The following is a 15,948-nucleotide window of genomic DNA, read 5'->3' on the forward strand; positions in this document are numbered from 1 at the left end:
CCTTTTACCGGGTTTTTAAATCGAGGAGCACCTCTGGGAAGGTCGCCGCAAGAGCCTGCCGGATGGCCTCCCGCTCCCCAAACGCCCGTTCCAACTGGTTTTCCGGGAACTGAAGCCGGGCTGCATCCCCCAGCACCCGCACCCGGAAGTCGGTGTACCTCATCCGGAACAGCTGGTCCTCCGCCTGTTCCACCCGCCGGAGGATTTCCCCGGTGATGGGCACCCCGGTGGGAATCCGGGTGGCCAGGCAGGCATAGGCGGGCTTATCCCAGGTAAAAAGGCCTGCCTCCTTGGATTTTTCCCGGATCACCCCTTTGGTGAGGCCGCACTCCCGCAGGGGGGAGCGGACCGAAAGCTCTTTCAGCGCCCGCATCCCCGGCCGGTCGCCTGCGTCATCAGAGGCGTTGGTGCCGTCGATGATCAGGGAATAGCCGTCTTGGGCTGCCGCCTGGGCCAAAGCCCCAAACAGGGCGGATTTGCAGTGGTAACACCGGTCGGCGGGGTTGGCCGCCACCAAGGGATGGGAGAGAATATCCTGTTCCAGCACGGTGACCTCTACCCCCAGCTCCCGGCCGAGGCGCAGGGCGTCCTCCAGCTCAAATTGGGGCTGGAAGGCGGTTTTCACATAATAGGGCCGGATGTCCGCCCCCCAGTGGAGGCCGGCCCAAAGGAGATAGGCGGAGTCCACCCCGCCGGAAAAGCCCAGGGCCGCCCGGGGATTCTCCCGGAAAAATTCACTGAGTTCCATGTTGTTCCCTCCTTGTTTGGAGTGTCNCATCCCTTTTTCCCGGGCAATTTTAGCCACGTCCTCATACTCCGGTTTGGACTTTTCCACCCCGTCGCCGTGAGCATGCTTCACCCGCACCGGGCCATAGGCAGTCTCTTCCACCGTCTCCTCCCGCTCCAGGGTATAGCGGCGGCAGGTGTGCTCCCGGACGCCCAAAGTGGTGGTGTGGCGAAGCATCAGCTTGGCAAACTTCTCCCCGTCCTCCTGGCGGCACAGGCAGGTGAGCATCACCCCAGGCCGGGATTTCTTCATCCCAATGGGAGTGGTGAACACATCCAGCACCCCGGCCTCCAACAGGATTTCCTGGGCAAAGCCGATGGCTTCCGGGGTCATGTCGTCCAGGTTGCAGGAGAGCTCCGCAACCTCCCCCACCTGGCCGGAGGTGTGCCCCAGATGGGCGCGGACACAGTTGGCGGCTTCAAACTCCTTGGTCCCCATGCCATAACCGGTGGCTTCGATCTCCATCACCGGCATGGCGCCGAAGGAATCGGCAAAGTATTTGAGCAGCGCCGCGCCGGTGGGGGTGCACAGCTCGCCTTGGATGCTGCCGCCGTAGATGGGCACCTCCCGCAGGATATAGGCAGTGGCAGGGGCGGGCACTGGCAGGACGCCGTGGGCGCACTGAACCTGGCCGCAGCCCACATGGATGGGGGATGCCACCACACGGTCGGGGGCGATCTTCTCCATCAGAAGGCAGACGCCCACCACATCCGCCACGGCATCCAAGGTGCCCACCTCGTGGAAGTGAATTTCCTCCACAGGCATGCCGTGGGCGTGACCTTCCGCTTCGGCGATCAGGGTATACACCCCCACCGCATCCGCCTTTACCTTGTCGCTTACCGGCAGATGACTGATCCAGTGGCGGATATCCCCCAAAGCAGAATGGGAATGGCTATGGGAGTGATCATGGTCATGAGAATGGCCGTGATCGTGGGGGTGCTCGTGGTCGTGGTCGTGGGGATGCTCATGGTCGTGGGGGTGCTCATGGACATGGGGATGCTCATGAGCAAGGGGAACGTCTACGCTCTCCTCCTCCGTCCCGTGAACAGTGACCGAAACATGGGAACCGGTGACCCCGCAGCGGACCGCGGGCTCCAGCGCCACATGCACCCCGGGAAGGCCCAGGGCATTCATCTCCTCCACAAAGGCCTCCCGGTCGGGGATCAGCTCCAGCAGCGCCGCCATCAGCATATCGCCAGCCGCGCCCATGTTGCATTCCAGATACAAAGTTTTCATCGTTTTCCCTCCATATGATTGATCATACTGGCCAGATACCCAGCCCCAAATCCGTTGTCAATGTTGACCACGCTCACCCCGCTGGCGCAGGAGTTGAGCATGGAAAGCAGGGCCGACAGCCCCTGGAAGGAAGCCCCGTACCCCACACTGGTGGGCACGCCGATCACCGGGCAATCCACCAGGCCGCCGATGACGCTGCAAAGGGCGCCTTCCATCCCCGCGATGGCGATGACAACCTGGGCGCTCATCAGGTCCTCCAGGTGGGAGAGAAGCCGGTGCAGCCCCGCTACCCCCACATCGTAAAGGCGGACCACCTGGTTGCCCAAAGCCTCGGCGGTGAGGGCAGCCTCCTCCGCCACCGGCATGTCGCTGGTACCCCCGGTGGCCACCACGATTTTGCCCACGCCGTCTGCCGGCGGCAATTCCCCGACGATGCCCACCCGGCTGAGAGGGTCGTACCGCAGGCGAAGGGATTTGCCCACATAGTCTGCGGCCTCCTGGGCCATCCGGGTGATCAAGATGGTGGATTGGCCGCTATCCTGCATGGCCTTGGCGATCTGTTGGATCTGTTCCGGGGTCTTGCCCGCGCCGTAGATCACCTCTGCCGCCCCTTGGCGAAGGGCCCGGTGGTGGTCCAGCTTAGCGAAGTTTCCCACCTCTTCGAAGGGCTCCATCTTCAGATGAAGCATGGCCTCCTCGGCGGAGAGGGTCCCCGCCTCCACCTGCCGCAAAAGCCCCAAAATCTGCTGGTTCATCGTCTTTTTCTCTCCTTTTACCGGGTTTTTAAATCGAGGAGCACCTCTGGGAAGGTCGCCGCAAGAGCCTGCCGGATGGCCTCCCGCTCCCCAAACGCCCGTTCCAACTGGTTTTCCGGGAACTGAAGCCGGGCTGCATCCCCCAGCACCCGCACCCGGAAGTCGGTGTACCTCATCCGGAACAGCTGGTCCTCCGCCTGTTCCACCCGCCGGAGGATTTCCCCGGTGATGGGCACCCCGGTGGGAATCCGGGTGGCCAGGCAGGCATAGGCGGGCTTATCCCAGGTAAAAAGGCCTGCCTCCTTGGATTTTTCCCGGATCACCCCTTTGGTGAGGCCGCACTCCCGCAGGGGGGAGCGGACCGAAAGCTCTTTCAGCGCCCGCATCCCCGGCCGGTCGCCTGCGTCATCAGAGGCGTTGGTGCCGTCGATGATCAGGGAATAGCCGTCTTGGGCTGCCGCCTGGGCCAAAGCCCCAAACAGGGCGGATTTGCAGTGGTAACACCGGTCGGCGGGGTTGGCCGCCACCAAGGGATGGGAGAGAATATCCTGTTCCAGCACGGTGACCTCTACCCCCAGCTCCCGGCCGAGGCGCAGGGCGTCCTCCAGCTCAAATTGGGGCTGGAAGGCGGTTTTCACATAATAGGGCCGGATGTCCGCCCCCCAGTGGAGGCCGGCCCAAAGGAGATAGGCGGAGTCCACCCCGCCGGAAAAGCCCAGGGCCGCCCGGGGATTCTCCCGGAAAAATTCACTGAGTTCCATGTTGTTCCCTCCTTGTTTGGAGTGTCTATTTATATATTTGCAGGCCTATCGGCCCTTGTATGCCGTGATGCAGAAAAGAGGGGTGTCCTCCGGCCCCTGGCCTAGGCGGCGGCCAAAGGACATGTCCACCTCCACCTTTGAAAATTCCGCCTCCCGCAGAAGCTGTTCATCCCATTGGGGGCGGGGGTGGTGCCCCCCGGCCAAGTCCTCTAAAATCTCCCGGTATTCCGCCTGCATCGCCTGGGTGATGGGTTGGCTTGCGTGGAATTTATCCAGCTCTTGGGGGGATTTTTTCCGGTCGGCCTCCACATAATCCCCGTCGAAGTTGAGGAGGACCCCGCCGGGTTTCAGCACCCGGAACCACTCCCGGTAGGCCTGTCCCAGGCGGGGGAGGTTCCAGGTCAGGTTGCGGGTGAGGATAAGGTCGAAGCTCTCCCCTTCAAAGACCAGGTGTTCCGCATCCATCTGCAAAAACCGGGCAGACGCGCCTTGCTCCTTTACGGCATCCCTGGCCTGTTCCAACATCTCCGGCGTCAGGTCAATGCCGGTAATTTGGGCGTCCAAGTCCTTCAAGAGCAGGGGGAAAAAACCGCTGCCGGTGCCCACGTCCAAGATGGCTGCCCCGGGTTTTGACAGGTGAGAGGAAATCACCTCCCGGTAGACGGAGGCCGTGGGGGAATCCCACTCCCCCTGATGGGCCTGGCGGAAGCCTTCGCTCCGCTGGCCCCAGTAGTGAGCGATGCGCTCTTTTTGCCGTTCCATGGGCTTCATTCTCCTTTTGTTGTTATAGGGGCTTTGTGGGGATGACCGACAAAAAGCCCATCTGGGTGGCCTGTAAGCTGACCCCCACCTGGTAAACCTCCTCCAAAGGCTCCGGCCGGAGCACCTCTTGGGGGGAATCAAAAGCCCGCACCTTCCCCCCTTGCAACAGCAGGATGCGGTCCCCATACCGGCTGGTGAGGGTCAGATCGTGGGCCACAAACAAGGTGATAGCCCCGGTCTTGCGGGTGTAATCCTGGGCCAGGTTCATGACGATCAGCTGGTGGCGCAGGTCTAAGGCGCTGGTGGGTTCGTCCAAAAGCAGCACCTTGGGCCGCCCGATCAGGCTTTGGGCCATGGTGACCAGCTGCCTTTGCCCCCCGCTGAGGGTGGAAAAGGGCTGCCGGGCGATGGCAGAGAGGCCCAGCTCCTCTAGGACTTCCTCCACCTGGGCTGCCTGCTCCGGGGTGACACGCCACCCCAGGCTGCCGATCAGGCCCAAAAGCACCATTTCAAAGACGGTGAGGCGGGTGTTCATCGCCCCCAGCTGGGGCACATAGGCGATGTCCCGCCGGGTGCCAACCTCCCCCGAGTCCTCCCGCAGCAGGGCAGAACCGGTATGGGGCAGAAGGCCGGCCACCGCTTTGAGCAGGGTGCTTTTCCCTACCCCGTTGGAGCCGATGACCCCAGCCATCTCCCCGCCGGAGAATTGGGCGCTCACCCCGTCCAGCACGGTTTTTTGGCCGTACCGGACGGCGATGTCTTGCAGGGATAATCTCCACATATCAACCTTCCTCCCGCAGCAGAAGTACAAACAGAAACGGCACCCCCACGATGGAGGTGAGAATCCCCACCGGCATCATCGCCCCGGTGGAAATCCATTTGGCCACGGTGGAGGAAAGGAGAAGCAAAAAGCTCCCCAGCACCGTGGAAAGGGGCATCAGGTACCGCTGATCCTCCCCCGCCAACATCCGGGCGCAGTGGGGGGCCACCAGGCCCACAAAGGCCACCGTGCCGATGAATCCCACCGCCCCGGCGATGAGGCAGGCGCTGATGACAAAGACCTGGAGCCGCAGCCGGTCCACCGGGATGCCTAAACTCCGGGCCCGCTCCTCCCCGGCGGTGAGGGCGGTCAGCTGCCAGCTCTTCCCCAAGAGGAGGAGGAAGCTGGCCGCAAGAATCCCTGCCGCCACCGAGGCGCTAGCCCAGGTGGAGCGGCCCAAACTGCCAAAGGACCAGTTGGCGATGATCTGGGCGATCTCCGCCGAGGCCCGGTACTGCAAAAATTCCTTGAGGGCGGAAAAGAAGAAGTTCATCACAATGCCGGTGAGAACCAGGGTGCTGGTGGAAAGCCCCCGCCGCTTGCCCAGGGCGTAGATGGCCAGGGAAACCCCCAGGGCAAACAGGAAGGCCAAGGCCGCCGTCCCCGCCCACTGGAGGCCGAAGAGGGTGAACCCCACCGTGATGGCAATGGCCGCCCCAAAGCTGGCCCCGGCGGTGATGCCCAAGGTGTAAGGGCTGGCCAAGGGGTTGCCGGTGATGGTCTGCACTTGAAGGCCAGAAAGGCCCAGGCTGCCGCCTACAAAGACGCAGGTCAAAGTCATGGGCAGGCGGATCCGCCAGACGATGGCCCCTTGGCTTCCCCCGGCGCTGGGTCCTTCCCACAACAGGGGGAGAATCTCCCCAAAGGTGAGGCCGGAGGAGCCGGTGCACAGGTCTAGAAGGCAGGCGAAAACAGTGGCGGCCACTGCCAGCAGGAGAATCCCCCTGCGCCGCCTGTTGATGGATTGGTAGATGGATGGCTTATTTCCCATAGGTCGGCTTTCCCCCGGTTTTACAAATTGCTCCCCATTTTGGGGGTTACTGCCGGTCCCACTGGATCATAAAGGTCCCAGTGTAGCGGAGCTCCGGCAGATAGGTGGCATACAGGTCGTGCATCTCGGCCTCTGGGTCCAGGTCGGCAAACAGATCCGGGTAGATACACTTGGCCATGTACTCGGTGAACACATAGTCGGCGATGTTGCGCAGGCTTCCGTGGTCCACCCCGTAGACGTCGCCGTTTTGAACGGCGGTGAGGCCCTTCCATTCTTCACGGCCCGCAAACCCCCGGAGCCGCTCCTGGGCCAATGCCTCGTCGATGGTAAAGCCCATCCGCATTTGGTCGCCGCCGGTGTCCCCCGACCAGATCGCCCCGCCGATGAAGATGTAATCTGGGTTGGAGGAGATGACGTACTCCCGGTCCAGCACCCCATAAGCGCCTTCCAGCCGGCCGTTTGCCAGGTTGATCACCCCCAGGTTGTCCAGGATACCGCCCCATAAGGTACCGGCATAGCTGTTGCCGTATTCCCCGGCGCCGTTGTTGCCCAGCTCCACATAGACTTTCGCCGCCTTCTCCTCTGGGGATAGGGTGGAGAGCCGTTCATTGACCAGGTCTATGCCGCCTTGATAGCGGCGGCACAGCTCCTCCGCCACCTCTTGACGGCCCAGCAGCGCACCCAGGATCCGGGTGCTGCGCAGGTGGTTCTCCAGGCTCATTTTGTGGTAATCCACCGTCACCACCTGGATGCCCGCGGCCTCCCAGGTGGGGATGGACGCCTCGTTTTCGGTGTATTGGCTGGTGTTGATCAGCAGCACGTCCGGCGCAAGAGCCAGCACCTTCTCTGCGTCCAGCACATCGTTGTGGTAGCCGCCCACACTGGGCAGTTCCAGAAGCTTGGGGAAGGACTCGGTAAAGACGGTGTATTCCCCGTACCGGGTGTCCTGCCATCCGTCAATGGCCAAAGCGCTGACCTTATCCAAGCTCTGGGACCCGCCCACCAGCATGAAGTTGACCAAGTAGTTGGCCACGGCGATGGTCTCGGGCTGTTTTTCCAGGGTGATGGCCCGGCCGGAGAGGTCGGTAAAGGAGATGGAGCCATCCTCCCGGGTGACGATCTCCCCTTCAGCTGCGGGCTCCCCTTGGGGGGAGCTTCCCTGGGAGCCAGAGGGGGTTTCCCCTGTCCCACAGCCGGAGAATACCGCCACGAGAAGGAGGGCGCCAAGGCAGAGTGCAATCCATTTTTTTATCATGTTGTTCCTTCCTTTCTATGGAAGCCATTGCGGCCTGGGAAGTGCCCCATTCCAATAAAAAAGGCCACAAAAGGCTCCCTTCTTGAGAGAATAAGCCCTTCATGGTCTTGTTTTTGCGTTCTTTCGATTTCTTGAGTCCGGCAGGCCGTAACGGTTGGTAAAGACAAAGCCCTTTGCGAAAATCCAGCCCCATTGTGGGACCCGCCGGCCCTTCTTGGGCCGGGTTTGTGTCAGCAGAGGGTGCGCAACAGTTCCACCGCTTCCCCAATCAGCTTGGCCATGGGGAGGGACTGGGTCCCAACGACGATGTTGTTGCATAAATTGACCGGAAGGAGCAGCTTCTTAGCCCCGCTTTGGCCCACGGCCACCGCCATGGATGGGGTGACTTCCCCCATCAAGGAATCCGCCGCCAGGATGCCGATGGGCCCGATGATCACATCCGCCGTCCGGCAGGCGACTATGGCCGGGTTTTCCCCGGTTGCCCCTGCGTCGGCCCCCGCTTTGAGCATGGCGGAGGTGGCGATGCTGTTGGTCCCGATGGCGGTGACCGCACAGGGGATTGCCCCCGCCTTGATCCGCTCGATGAGCATGGAACCCATCTTTCCGCCCTGTCCGTCCATGACGACTACCGTCATCCCCATTCCTCCTCTTCCGCTATGGCCCTATGGTAACACTTGGAGTCCACTCCAAGTCAAGAGGGATTCCTCTCTTTTTTATCCCGCTGCCACCAATGACAGTTATGGGTTTATTATAGCATTTTTGGGAAAACTTTACAAACCCTTTCTCCCCCTTCCTAAAGGGGGAAATCCTCCCCGCAGCCCGGGCTGTATACCTATTTTAAGGTGCCGGCTTAACCGAATCTTAACACGGCAGGGGACAAAACCAACACTGTACTCATGGCGCCTATGCTATAATAGTCGCTGGAAACGACTATTCGTGAAAAAGCCTTCTCAGGGCGAGGCCCTTCCCGGCACAAAGCGCCAACAGGCTTTTTCCAATTTGTGCGAGTTTATATCAAATAATTACAGCCAGAAATCGGGAGGGGAGGTGCCTGCTGTGGAAGAAAAGCGCCCAGACCCACAGCTCTTCCTACGGGAGGAAATTCAGGGGGAAACCCCTGGCAAGGGCAAACTGAAAATCTTTTTTGGCTATGCTGCCGGCGTGGGGAAAACCTACGCCATGCTTCAAGCCGCCCATCGGGCCAAAAACGCAGGGGTAGACGTGGTGGCTGGATACATCGAACCTCACGCCCGCCCCGAAACCATGGAACTGCTAGAGGGGCTGGAGCAGCTGCCCCTCCGGGAACTCTCTTACAAGGGGATCACCCTGCGGGAATTCGACTTGGATGGGGCGCTCCAACGACATCCCCGGCTGATTTTGGTGGATGAGCTTGCCCACACCAACGCCGAGGGCAGCCGCCATGTAAAGCGGTACCAGGATGTGGAGGAGCTTTTGCGGGCCGGCATCCACGTGTACACCACCGTCAATGTCCAGCACCTGGAAAGCCTCAACGACGTAGTTTCCTCCATCACCGGGGTCACCGTCTCCGAACGGATCCCTGACTCCCTCTTCGACGCCGCCGACCAGGTGGAACTGGTGGACATCGAGCCCGCTGAACTGTTGGAACGGCTGGAGGAAGGCAAAATCTACCGAGAGAAACAGGCCCGCCAAGCCCTGGATCACTTCTTTTCCCAGAAAAACTTGGCTGCCCTGCGGGAAATCGCCCTGCGACGCACCGCCGACCGGTTGGGCCGCTCCCCCGTTGCCCCTTTGGAGGGCCGTCCCAAAAGCAGTGAGCACATCCTGATCTGCCTGTCCAGCGCCCCCTCCAACGCCAAGGTGATCCGCACCGCAGCTCGGATGGCAGAGGCGTTCCACAGCCAATTCACCGCCTTGTACGTCAAGACCTCCGATACAGACCTGGAGGAGGATTCCAGCCGGCGGCTCCGGGCAAACGTCCGCCTAGCGGAGGAACTGGGGGCGCAGATCACCACCGTCTACGGCGACGACCCCGCTGTCCAGATCGCCGAATATGCCAGGGCGGGCGGCATTTCCAAAATCATTTTAGGCCGCAGCGTCCAGAAGCGGGGGCTGTTCCCCGGCAAAAAATCACTGGTGGATCAGCTCAGCGACCTGGCCCCAGACTTGGATGTCTACATCATCCCAGATCAGCAGCAAAAGCCAGTGCCCCGCAAATCCCCCGCCCATCCAGCACGGGAACCCTTTTCGCCGCGGGATTTTCTCAAAATGCTGGGCATTCTAGGGATATGCACTGGGATGGGTTTTCTATTTGATTTTGTCGGATTCACCTCCGCCAACGTCATCATGGTGTACATTTTGGGGGTGCTGTGCGTCTCCATCTTCACCTCCGGCCGGATTTACAGCCTGTTGGCTTCCCTTCTTTCGGTGCTGATCTTCAACTTCTTCTTCACCTACCCCTACTTCACCCTGCTCAGCGACCCCGGCTACATCGCCACCTTTGGGGTGATGTTCCTAGTGGCCTTTCTCAGCAGTACCCTGACCATCCGGGTAAAGCGGCAGGCCGTCCAAAGCGCCTGGAAAGCCTACCGGACCCAGATCTTGCTGGAGACCAGCCAAAAGCTGCAAAAGGCCGAACAGCAGGAGGAAATCCTCTCGGTCACCGCCACCCAGCTGATCAAGCTGCTGGAGCGACCGGTACTCCTCTACCCTGCGGGAGAGGATGGGGATTTACATGAACCTATGGTCTTCCCTGTAAACCCCGGGGATTCCCTGGCCTCTTGCCTCACCCCCGCGGAGCAGGCGGTAGCCAAATGGGTCCTCATCAACAACAAGCACGCCGGCGCCACCACTGGGACCCTCCCCAGCGCCCAATGCCTATACATGGCGGTGCGGGGTTCCGGCCAAGTGCTGGCGGTGGCAGGCATCGCCATCGGGGAGAAAGCCCCGCCGGAATCCTTTGAAAAAAACCTGATGATTGCCATTCTGGACGAGTGCGGCCTGGCCTTGGAAAAGGACCGGATGAGCCGGGCCAAGCAGAAAATGGAAGAGGCTGCCAAACAGGAGGCTCTGCGGGCCAACCTGCTGCGGGCCATCTCCCACGACCTGCGCACCCCGCTCACCAGCATCAGCGGCAATGCCGGCATTCTGATGGAAAATGGCGGCGTCCTCACCGAGGGGAAAAAGCAGTCCCTCTACGCCTCCATCTATGACGACGCCATGTGGCTGGTCAACCTGGTGGAAAACCTCCTGTCGGTCACCCGGATTGAAAACGGCGCCATGGCCATTCAAAAGCAGCCGGAGCTTCTGGAGGAGGTCTTCCAAGAAGCCCTTGCCCACCTGGACCGCAAGGCGTCGGAACACACCATCTCGGTCCAGCTTCCCGACGACCTGCTCATGGCGGATATGGATGCCCGGCTCATTGTCCAGGTGGTCATCAACATTGTCAACAACGCCATCAAATACACCCCGCCCGGTTCCCACATCCAGCTGTCCGCCCGCCGCCAAGGAGACAACATTCTGGTGGAGGTCGCTGACGACGGCCCCGGCATCCCCGATGAGGCCAAAGCCAAACTCTTTGAGATGTTCTATACGGCGGGCAACGACCGGGGCGACAGCCGCCGGGGGATGGGCTTGGGCCTTTCCCTATGCAAATCCATTATCCATGCCCACGGCGGGGAAATCCACGTCCGGGACAACCTGCCAAAGGGCTGCCGTTTTACCTTTACCCTGCATTCATCGGAGGTGAATCCACATGAATAAACCGCAAATCCTGGTGGTGGAGGACGACGTGGCCGTCGGCAACCTGATCGCCACCACCTTAGAAACCCAAAACTACCAATTCCACCGGGCCAAAACCGGGGCCGGGGCGGTGCTGGACGCCGTCTCCTACCGCCCAGACGTCATGCTCCTGGATCTGGGCCTACCCGATATAGACGGGGTGGACATCATCCGCAAAGTGCGCTCTTGGAGCAACATGCCCATCATTGTCATCTCCGCCCGCAACGAGGACAGCGACAAAGTCCTCGCCTTGGACGCTGGGGCGGATGACTACCTGACCAAGCCCTTCTCGGTGGATGAATTGCTGGCCCGGCTGCGGGTCGCCCTGCGCCGGGTGCGGTACGACAGCGGGAAGGTAGATGCACAGAGTTCGGTATATGAAAATGGAGAACTGAAAATCGATTACGCCGCCGGCTGCGTCTACCGGGGCGGTCAGGAAATCCACCTGACTCCCATCGAGTACAAGCTCCTTTGCCTGCTGTGCAAAAACACCGGCAAGGTGTTGACCCACAATTATATTTTAAACGAAGTGTGGGGCAGCCCGACATTGTCCGACACCCCATCCCTGCGGGTGTTCATGGCGACCTTGCGCAAAAAGATCGAGCCAGACCCCAGCCATCCCCAATACATTCAAACCCACATCGGGGTCGGCTACCGGATGATCCGCCAGCAAGGGGAGGATTTGTAGTCCCTGCACCACAAAAAAAGAGAAGGGGGAACGTTGTTCCCCCTTCTCTTTTTCTGCAAATACTAGGCTGCGCGGGGAAGACTTCGCTCCCCTTACTGGATAAACCCGATGGCCACAATCCCCAGGAAGAGGGACAAGGTGGAAAAAAAGGTGGTCAGGATGGTGATCTCGCTGGTGAGGGCGGCGTCGCTCTTCATGCTCTTGGCCATGGCGAAGCCGGACACCGCCGAGGGCGCGCCATACAGGATGAGCAACAGGCCCAGTTCTGCGCCCCGGAAACCGACTAGCGCACCCAAGGCCACCATGACGCCGGGCAGCACCACCAGCCGCAGGAAGGTCACCGCGCCGGAGACCTTTAAATTCTTGGCCGCCGCCTTGAAATCCAGCTGGGCGCCCAAGGTCAAAAGGGCCATAGGGGTGGCAGTGGCGCCGATGTTGACGATGGATTTCTCCAGGAAAACCGGCAGCTTGATCCCGGTGATCACAAACGCCGCTGCAATGGCCAAGGCGATAATCAGCGGGTTTTTGGCGATGCTTTTGAGGATCTTCTTCAGGCTGACCCCCTCCACCCCGGAATCCTCCGGCGCGAAGATGGTGAAGATGATCACCGCGCCCACATTGAAAAGGGCGACCGCAAAGGGCAGTACCGCCAAGGCGTTGGCAGTGCCCTCTGCACCGAACATGCTCTCCATGATGGGCAGGCCGATAAACACAAAGTTGCTGCGGTAAATGCCGTGGGCAACGGCGCCAATCCGCGCCTTGGAGCTCCCTTTCATCACCATGGGAGTCAGCACAATACACCCAACGAGGATGGCCACCATGCCGCCCAGAGAGAAGAGAACCAGCCTGGTGTTGAAATTGTCCAGCACTTTGGAGGTGTACAGCTCCTTAAACAACAGAATGGGCAGCAGCACCTTAAAGCAGAGGCCCGACCCCACATCCACAAAATGCTGGTCAATGACCTTCACCCGCATCAATACATAACCCAGCGCACCCACCATAAACAGGGGCATGATGGTGTTAAAACTTAAAATCACCTGTTCCAATCGTTGTACCCTCCTTCAAAAATACCCGGCGCACTGGGCGCGCTCTTTCAGGCTCACATTACCCAATTATTGTAGCACTCCCGGCGGCAGAACACAATGAAAAAGGTGCCGTTTTATTTTTTGAGGGAACCCTCTCCACTGCAAATTGACAGATGGATTTTCCAGACCTGGGCATTTTGTGTTATAATAGCAAATAAATAAGCCCGCCTTTGTAAAACAGCTGAAGCTTGTGAAAAACCTTTCTCTAAAAATCCCCGGCGGGCAATGCGGTTCTTCACGCCTTATTGTATTTTTATGCCCCATCCCGCTGTGGGGAAATCCCCACCCGATTCCACCTGAGTGAGGAGGAGTTTTATGAAACCAATTGGCCCTATGCGGTCTATCAAAACGGTGGGGGATATCCGCCGTTTGTCTCCGGAACAGCTGCAGCAGCTGCAATACCAGCGCCTGCACAAACTGGTGGACTACGCCCGCCGCAACTCCCCCTATTGGCAGGAATTGCTCCAGGACCTGCCAGAGGGGTTCACCCTAGCCGACCTGCCTATCACCCGTAAGGGGGACCTAGCCCAGCAATTTGAACGGTGTATAACCGACCCCAAGGTCACCTTGGCTGGCCTCCAGGAATTTATGCAGTCGCCGGAAAACATCGGCAAGATGTTCCTGGGGAAATACCTGCCGGTGACCACCTCGGGAACCACCAGCAGGCCGGCCTTATTGCTCCTGGACGAAAATGCCCTCTCCTTCCTCACCGCTTTGGGGGTCAAACGGCTGGATATCTCCAAGGAGGCCCTGCGCAAGGCGTTGAAAAACGGGGGCCGCACCGCTGGCATCCAATCCACCAGCGGGTTTTATTCCTCCAACTGCCTCATCCGGCTGCGGCAGCTGCGCCATCCCCTCCAATCCGGGCGGTTCCGCATCGTCCCCGCCGCCCTTTCCCCTTGGGAGCAAGCCGCTATGTTGAACCGGTACAAGCCCTCCAACATCAGTGCCCATCCCTCTTTGCTGTGGCGGCTGATCAACGCCTCCCGGGACACCCTGTCCTGCCGGCCCGCCATGGTAGTCACCAGTGGGGAAACCCTGTTCCCCCATCAGCGCCAAGCCATTGAGGCGGCTTTTCCCGGGTGCCAGCTGCTGTCCAATTACGTCTCGGCAGAGGGCGGCTTGATTGCCACTCAATGCGCGACGGGGAATTACCACCTCAACAGCGACTGCGTCATCCTGGAACCGGTCAACCGGGATTTGACCCCCACCCCGCCCGGGGAACTCTCCTGGGGGGTGCTGGTCACCAACCTTTCCAACTTCATCCAGCCGGTGATCCGCTATCTGCTGGAGGACCGAGTGCGGTTCCTCCCTGAAAGTTGCAGCTGCGGCAACATCCTTCCACCCTTCCAGCTGGAGGGCCGGGCGGATGAGACCCTTCTCCTCCCCAGCCACGGCGGGATTGTTGAGATCCTTCCCAGGGAGATTGTGGAGGTCTTTGCCTCCCTTCCCAGCGTGGAGGAATTCCAGCTGGTGCAGACCGGGGGGCGGGAACTAGACCTGCGCCTTGCCCTGCGGGAGGGGGTAGACCCCGCCCAAGGCCGTTTGGAGGCCCAAGCCCGGTTAGCAGACTTCCTGCGGGGGAGAGGTGTCCGCGTTGAAATTCACCTCTCCTCCCACCGTCCGGCACCCCTGCCCCATGGCGGCAAGTTCCAACCGGTCTGCCGGGAGTGGACAAAAACCATTTTTGAAAGGGAGGAACCTTCATGTGTGACACAATATTAGAAACCCCCCGCCTTTTGCTGCGCCGCTGGAGGCCGGAGGACCTGGCCCCCTTTGCCCGGATGAATGCAGACCCGGTAGTGATGGAGTATTTCGTCTCCCCCTACACCGAGGAACGGACCCAGGAGTTTTACCAAAAAATCCAAAAGGAGTTTGCGGAATACGGCTACGGCCTGTACGCTGCCCAGGAGAAAGCCTCCAATCTGTTTATGGGCTTCATCGGCTTCCACTGGGCCCGTTTGGATGCGGATTTTTGCCCTTGCGTGGAGATCGGCTGGCGGCTGGACCACCCCTTCTGGGGAAAGGGCTACGCCACAGAGGGGGCCAAAGCCTGTTTGGACTACGGCTTCCGGGAGCTGGCCCTGCCAAAGGTGTGCAGCTACACCACCCACCGCAACCTGCGTTCCCAGCGGGTGATGGAGAAAATCGGGCTGAAACGGGGAACGGAGTTTTTGGACACCTCCATTCCCGCAGGCCATCCCCACAACCCCCTCATCTACTACCATCTGAGCCGGGAGGAGTACCTCTCCCGCTGATATTTCTATATAAGGAAGCGCCGGGCCCCATATGGGGCCCGGCGCTTCCTTATATAGAAATATCAGCGGGAGAGGTACTCCTCCCGGCTCAGATGGTAGTAGATGAGGGGGTTGTGGGGATGGCCTGCGGGAATGGAGGTGTCCAAAAACTCCGTTCCCCGTTTCAGCCCGATTTTCTCCATCACCCGCTGGGAACGCAGGTTGCGGTGGGTGGTGTAGCTGCACACCTTTGGCAGGGCCAGCTCCCGGAAGCCGTAGTCCAAACAGGCTTTGGCCCCCTCTGTGGCGTAGCCCTTTCCCCAGAAGGGGTGGTCCAGCCGCCAGCCGATCTCCACGCAAGGGCAAAAATCCGCATCCAAACGGGCCCAGTGGAAGCCGATGAAGCCCATAAACAGATTGGAGGCTTTCTCCTGGGCAGCGTACAGGCCGTAGCCGTATTCCGCAAACTCCTTTTGGATTTTTTGGTAAAACTCCTGGGTCCGTTCCTCGGTGTAGGGGGAGACGAAATACTCCATCACTACCGGGTCTGCATTCATCCGGGCAAAGGGGGCCAGGTCCTCCGGCCTCCAGCGGCGCAGCAAAAGGCGGGGGGTTTCTAATATTGTGTCACACATGAAGGTTCCTCCCTTTCAAAAATGGTTTTTGTCCACTCCCGGCAGACCGGTTGGAACTTGCCGCCATGGGGCAGGGGTGCCGGACGGTGGGAGGAGAGGTGAATTTCAACGCGGACACCTCTCCCCCGCAGGAAGTCTGCTAACCGGGCTTGGGCCTCCAAACGGCCTTGGGCGGGG

The 15,948-nt window shown here is 60.3% G+C and carries 15 protein-coding genes; 4 read left to right on the top strand and 11 right to left on the bottom strand.

Annotated elements, in window-relative coordinates; genetic code table 11:
- Window positions 1-4: 4 nt before the first annotated feature.
- From larC to BQ5353_RS05990, 8 genes are all read right to left on the bottom strand, one after another.
- Window positions 5-2,023 (bottom strand): ATP-dependent sacrificial sulfur transferase LarE, encoded by a 2,019-nt coding sequence (gene larC, locus BQ5353_RS13440; protein ID WP_071427479.1) that lies wholly within the window; start codon window positions 2,021-2,023, stop codon window positions 5-7.
- On the bottom strand, window positions 2,020-2,778 hold the full coding sequence (gene larB, locus BQ5353_RS05960; protein WP_054332269.1) for a nickel pincer cofactor biosynthesis protein LarB: 759 nt from the start codon (window positions 2,776-2,778) through the stop codon (window positions 2,020-2,022). The genes larC and larB overlap by 4 nt, the downstream gene beginning before the upstream one ends.
- Before the next feature lie 17 nt (window positions 2,779-2,795).
- Window positions 2,796-3,539 (bottom strand): ATP-dependent sacrificial sulfur transferase LarE, encoded by a 744-nt coding sequence (gene larE, locus BQ5353_RS05965; RefSeq protein ID WP_071427480.1) that lies wholly within the window; start codon window positions 3,537-3,539, stop codon window positions 2,796-2,798.
- Window positions 3,540-3,584: 45 nt separating this feature from the next.
- Entirely contained in the window at window positions 3,585-4,301 is a 717-nt protein-coding gene (locus BQ5353_RS05970; RefSeq protein ID WP_071427481.1) for a class I SAM-dependent methyltransferase, read from the bottom strand.
- A gap of 22 nt (window positions 4,302-4,323) precedes the next feature.
- Window positions 4,324-5,082 (bottom strand): ABC transporter ATP-binding protein, encoded by a 759-nt coding sequence (locus BQ5353_RS05975; RefSeq protein WP_054332273.1) that lies wholly within the window; start codon window positions 5,080-5,082, stop codon window positions 4,324-4,326.
- A gap of 1 nt (window position 5,083) precedes the next feature.
- Window positions 5,084-6,112 carry a FecCD family ABC transporter permease gene (locus BQ5353_RS05980; RefSeq protein WP_054332274.1) on the bottom strand — a complete coding sequence of 343 codons (1,029 nt, stop codon included), beginning with the start codon at window positions 6,110-6,112 and terminating at the stop codon, window positions 5,084-5,086.
- A 46-nt stretch (window positions 6,113-6,158) separates the two neighbouring features.
- Window positions 6,159-7,367 carry an ABC transporter substrate-binding protein gene (locus BQ5353_RS05985; RefSeq protein WP_054332275.1) on the bottom strand — a complete coding sequence of 403 codons (1,209 nt, stop codon included), beginning with the start codon at window positions 7,365-7,367 and terminating at the stop codon, window positions 6,159-6,161.
- 230 nt (window positions 7,368-7,597) lie between these two features.
- Window positions 7,598-8,002, bottom strand: a complete 405-nt coding sequence (locus BQ5353_RS05990) for a DUF3842 family protein (RefSeq protein ID WP_054332276.1) — start codon at window positions 8,000-8,002, stop codon at window positions 7,598-7,600.
- Between the two features lie 421 nt (window positions 8,003-8,423).
- Here BQ5353_RS05990 and BQ5353_RS05995 point away from each other — a divergent pair, with 421 nt between their 5' ends.
- Window positions 8,424-11,108 carry a sensor histidine kinase gene (locus tag BQ5353_RS05995; protein ID WP_071428427.1) on the top strand — a complete coding sequence of 895 codons (2,685 nt, stop codon included), beginning with the start codon at window positions 8,424-8,426 and terminating at the stop codon, window positions 11,106-11,108.
- On the top strand, window positions 11,101-11,814 hold the full coding sequence (locus BQ5353_RS06000) for a response regulator (RefSeq protein WP_071427482.1): 714 nt from the start codon (window positions 11,101-11,103) through the stop codon (window positions 11,812-11,814). The genes BQ5353_RS05995 and BQ5353_RS06000 overlap by 8 nt, the downstream gene beginning before the upstream one ends.
- A gap of 92 nt (window positions 11,815-11,906) precedes the next feature.
- Here BQ5353_RS06000 and BQ5353_RS06005 read toward each other — a convergent pair whose 3' ends face one another.
- The gene (locus BQ5353_RS06005; protein WP_231358814.1) at window positions 11,907-12,851 is read right to left on the bottom strand and encodes an AEC family transporter; all 945 of its coding nucleotides are present in this window, start codon (window positions 12,849-12,851) and stop codon (window positions 11,907-11,909) included.
- A gap of 363 nt (window positions 12,852-13,214) precedes the next feature.
- Here BQ5353_RS06005 and BQ5353_RS12710 point away from each other — a divergent pair, with 363 nt between their 5' ends.
- On the top strand, window positions 13,215-14,624 hold the full coding sequence (locus tag BQ5353_RS12710) for a phenylacetate--CoA ligase family protein (protein WP_054332280.1): 1,410 nt from the start codon (window positions 13,215-13,217) through the stop codon (window positions 14,622-14,624).
- Window positions 14,606-15,157 (top strand): GNAT family N-acetyltransferase, encoded by a 552-nt coding sequence (locus BQ5353_RS06015; protein WP_071427484.1) that lies wholly within the window; start codon window positions 14,606-14,608, stop codon window positions 15,155-15,157. The genes BQ5353_RS12710 and BQ5353_RS06015 overlap by 19 nt, the downstream gene beginning before the upstream one ends.
- A gap of 62 nt (window positions 15,158-15,219) precedes the next feature.
- On the opposite strand, the gene BQ5353_RS06020 is transcribed toward BQ5353_RS06015, so the two are convergent.
- Both BQ5353_RS06020 and BQ5353_RS13190 read right to left on the bottom strand, forming a co-directional pair.
- Window positions 15,220-15,771 carry a GNAT family N-acetyltransferase gene (locus BQ5353_RS06020; RefSeq protein WP_071427484.1) on the bottom strand — a complete coding sequence of 184 codons (552 nt, stop codon included), beginning with the start codon at window positions 15,769-15,771 and terminating at the stop codon, window positions 15,220-15,222.
- Window positions 15,753-15,948, bottom strand: a 196-nt coding sequence (locus BQ5353_RS13190; RefSeq protein ID WP_204211286.1) for a hypothetical protein, incomplete at its 5' end; no start/stop codon positions are given. The genes BQ5353_RS06020 and BQ5353_RS13190, both read right to left, overlap by 19 nt.

Source organism: Merdimmobilis hominis (genome assembly GCF_900104615.1).
In the GTDB taxonomy this organism is placed as follows: Bacteria; Bacillota; Clostridia; order Oscillospirales; family Ruminococcaceae; genus Merdimmobilis; species Merdimmobilis hominis.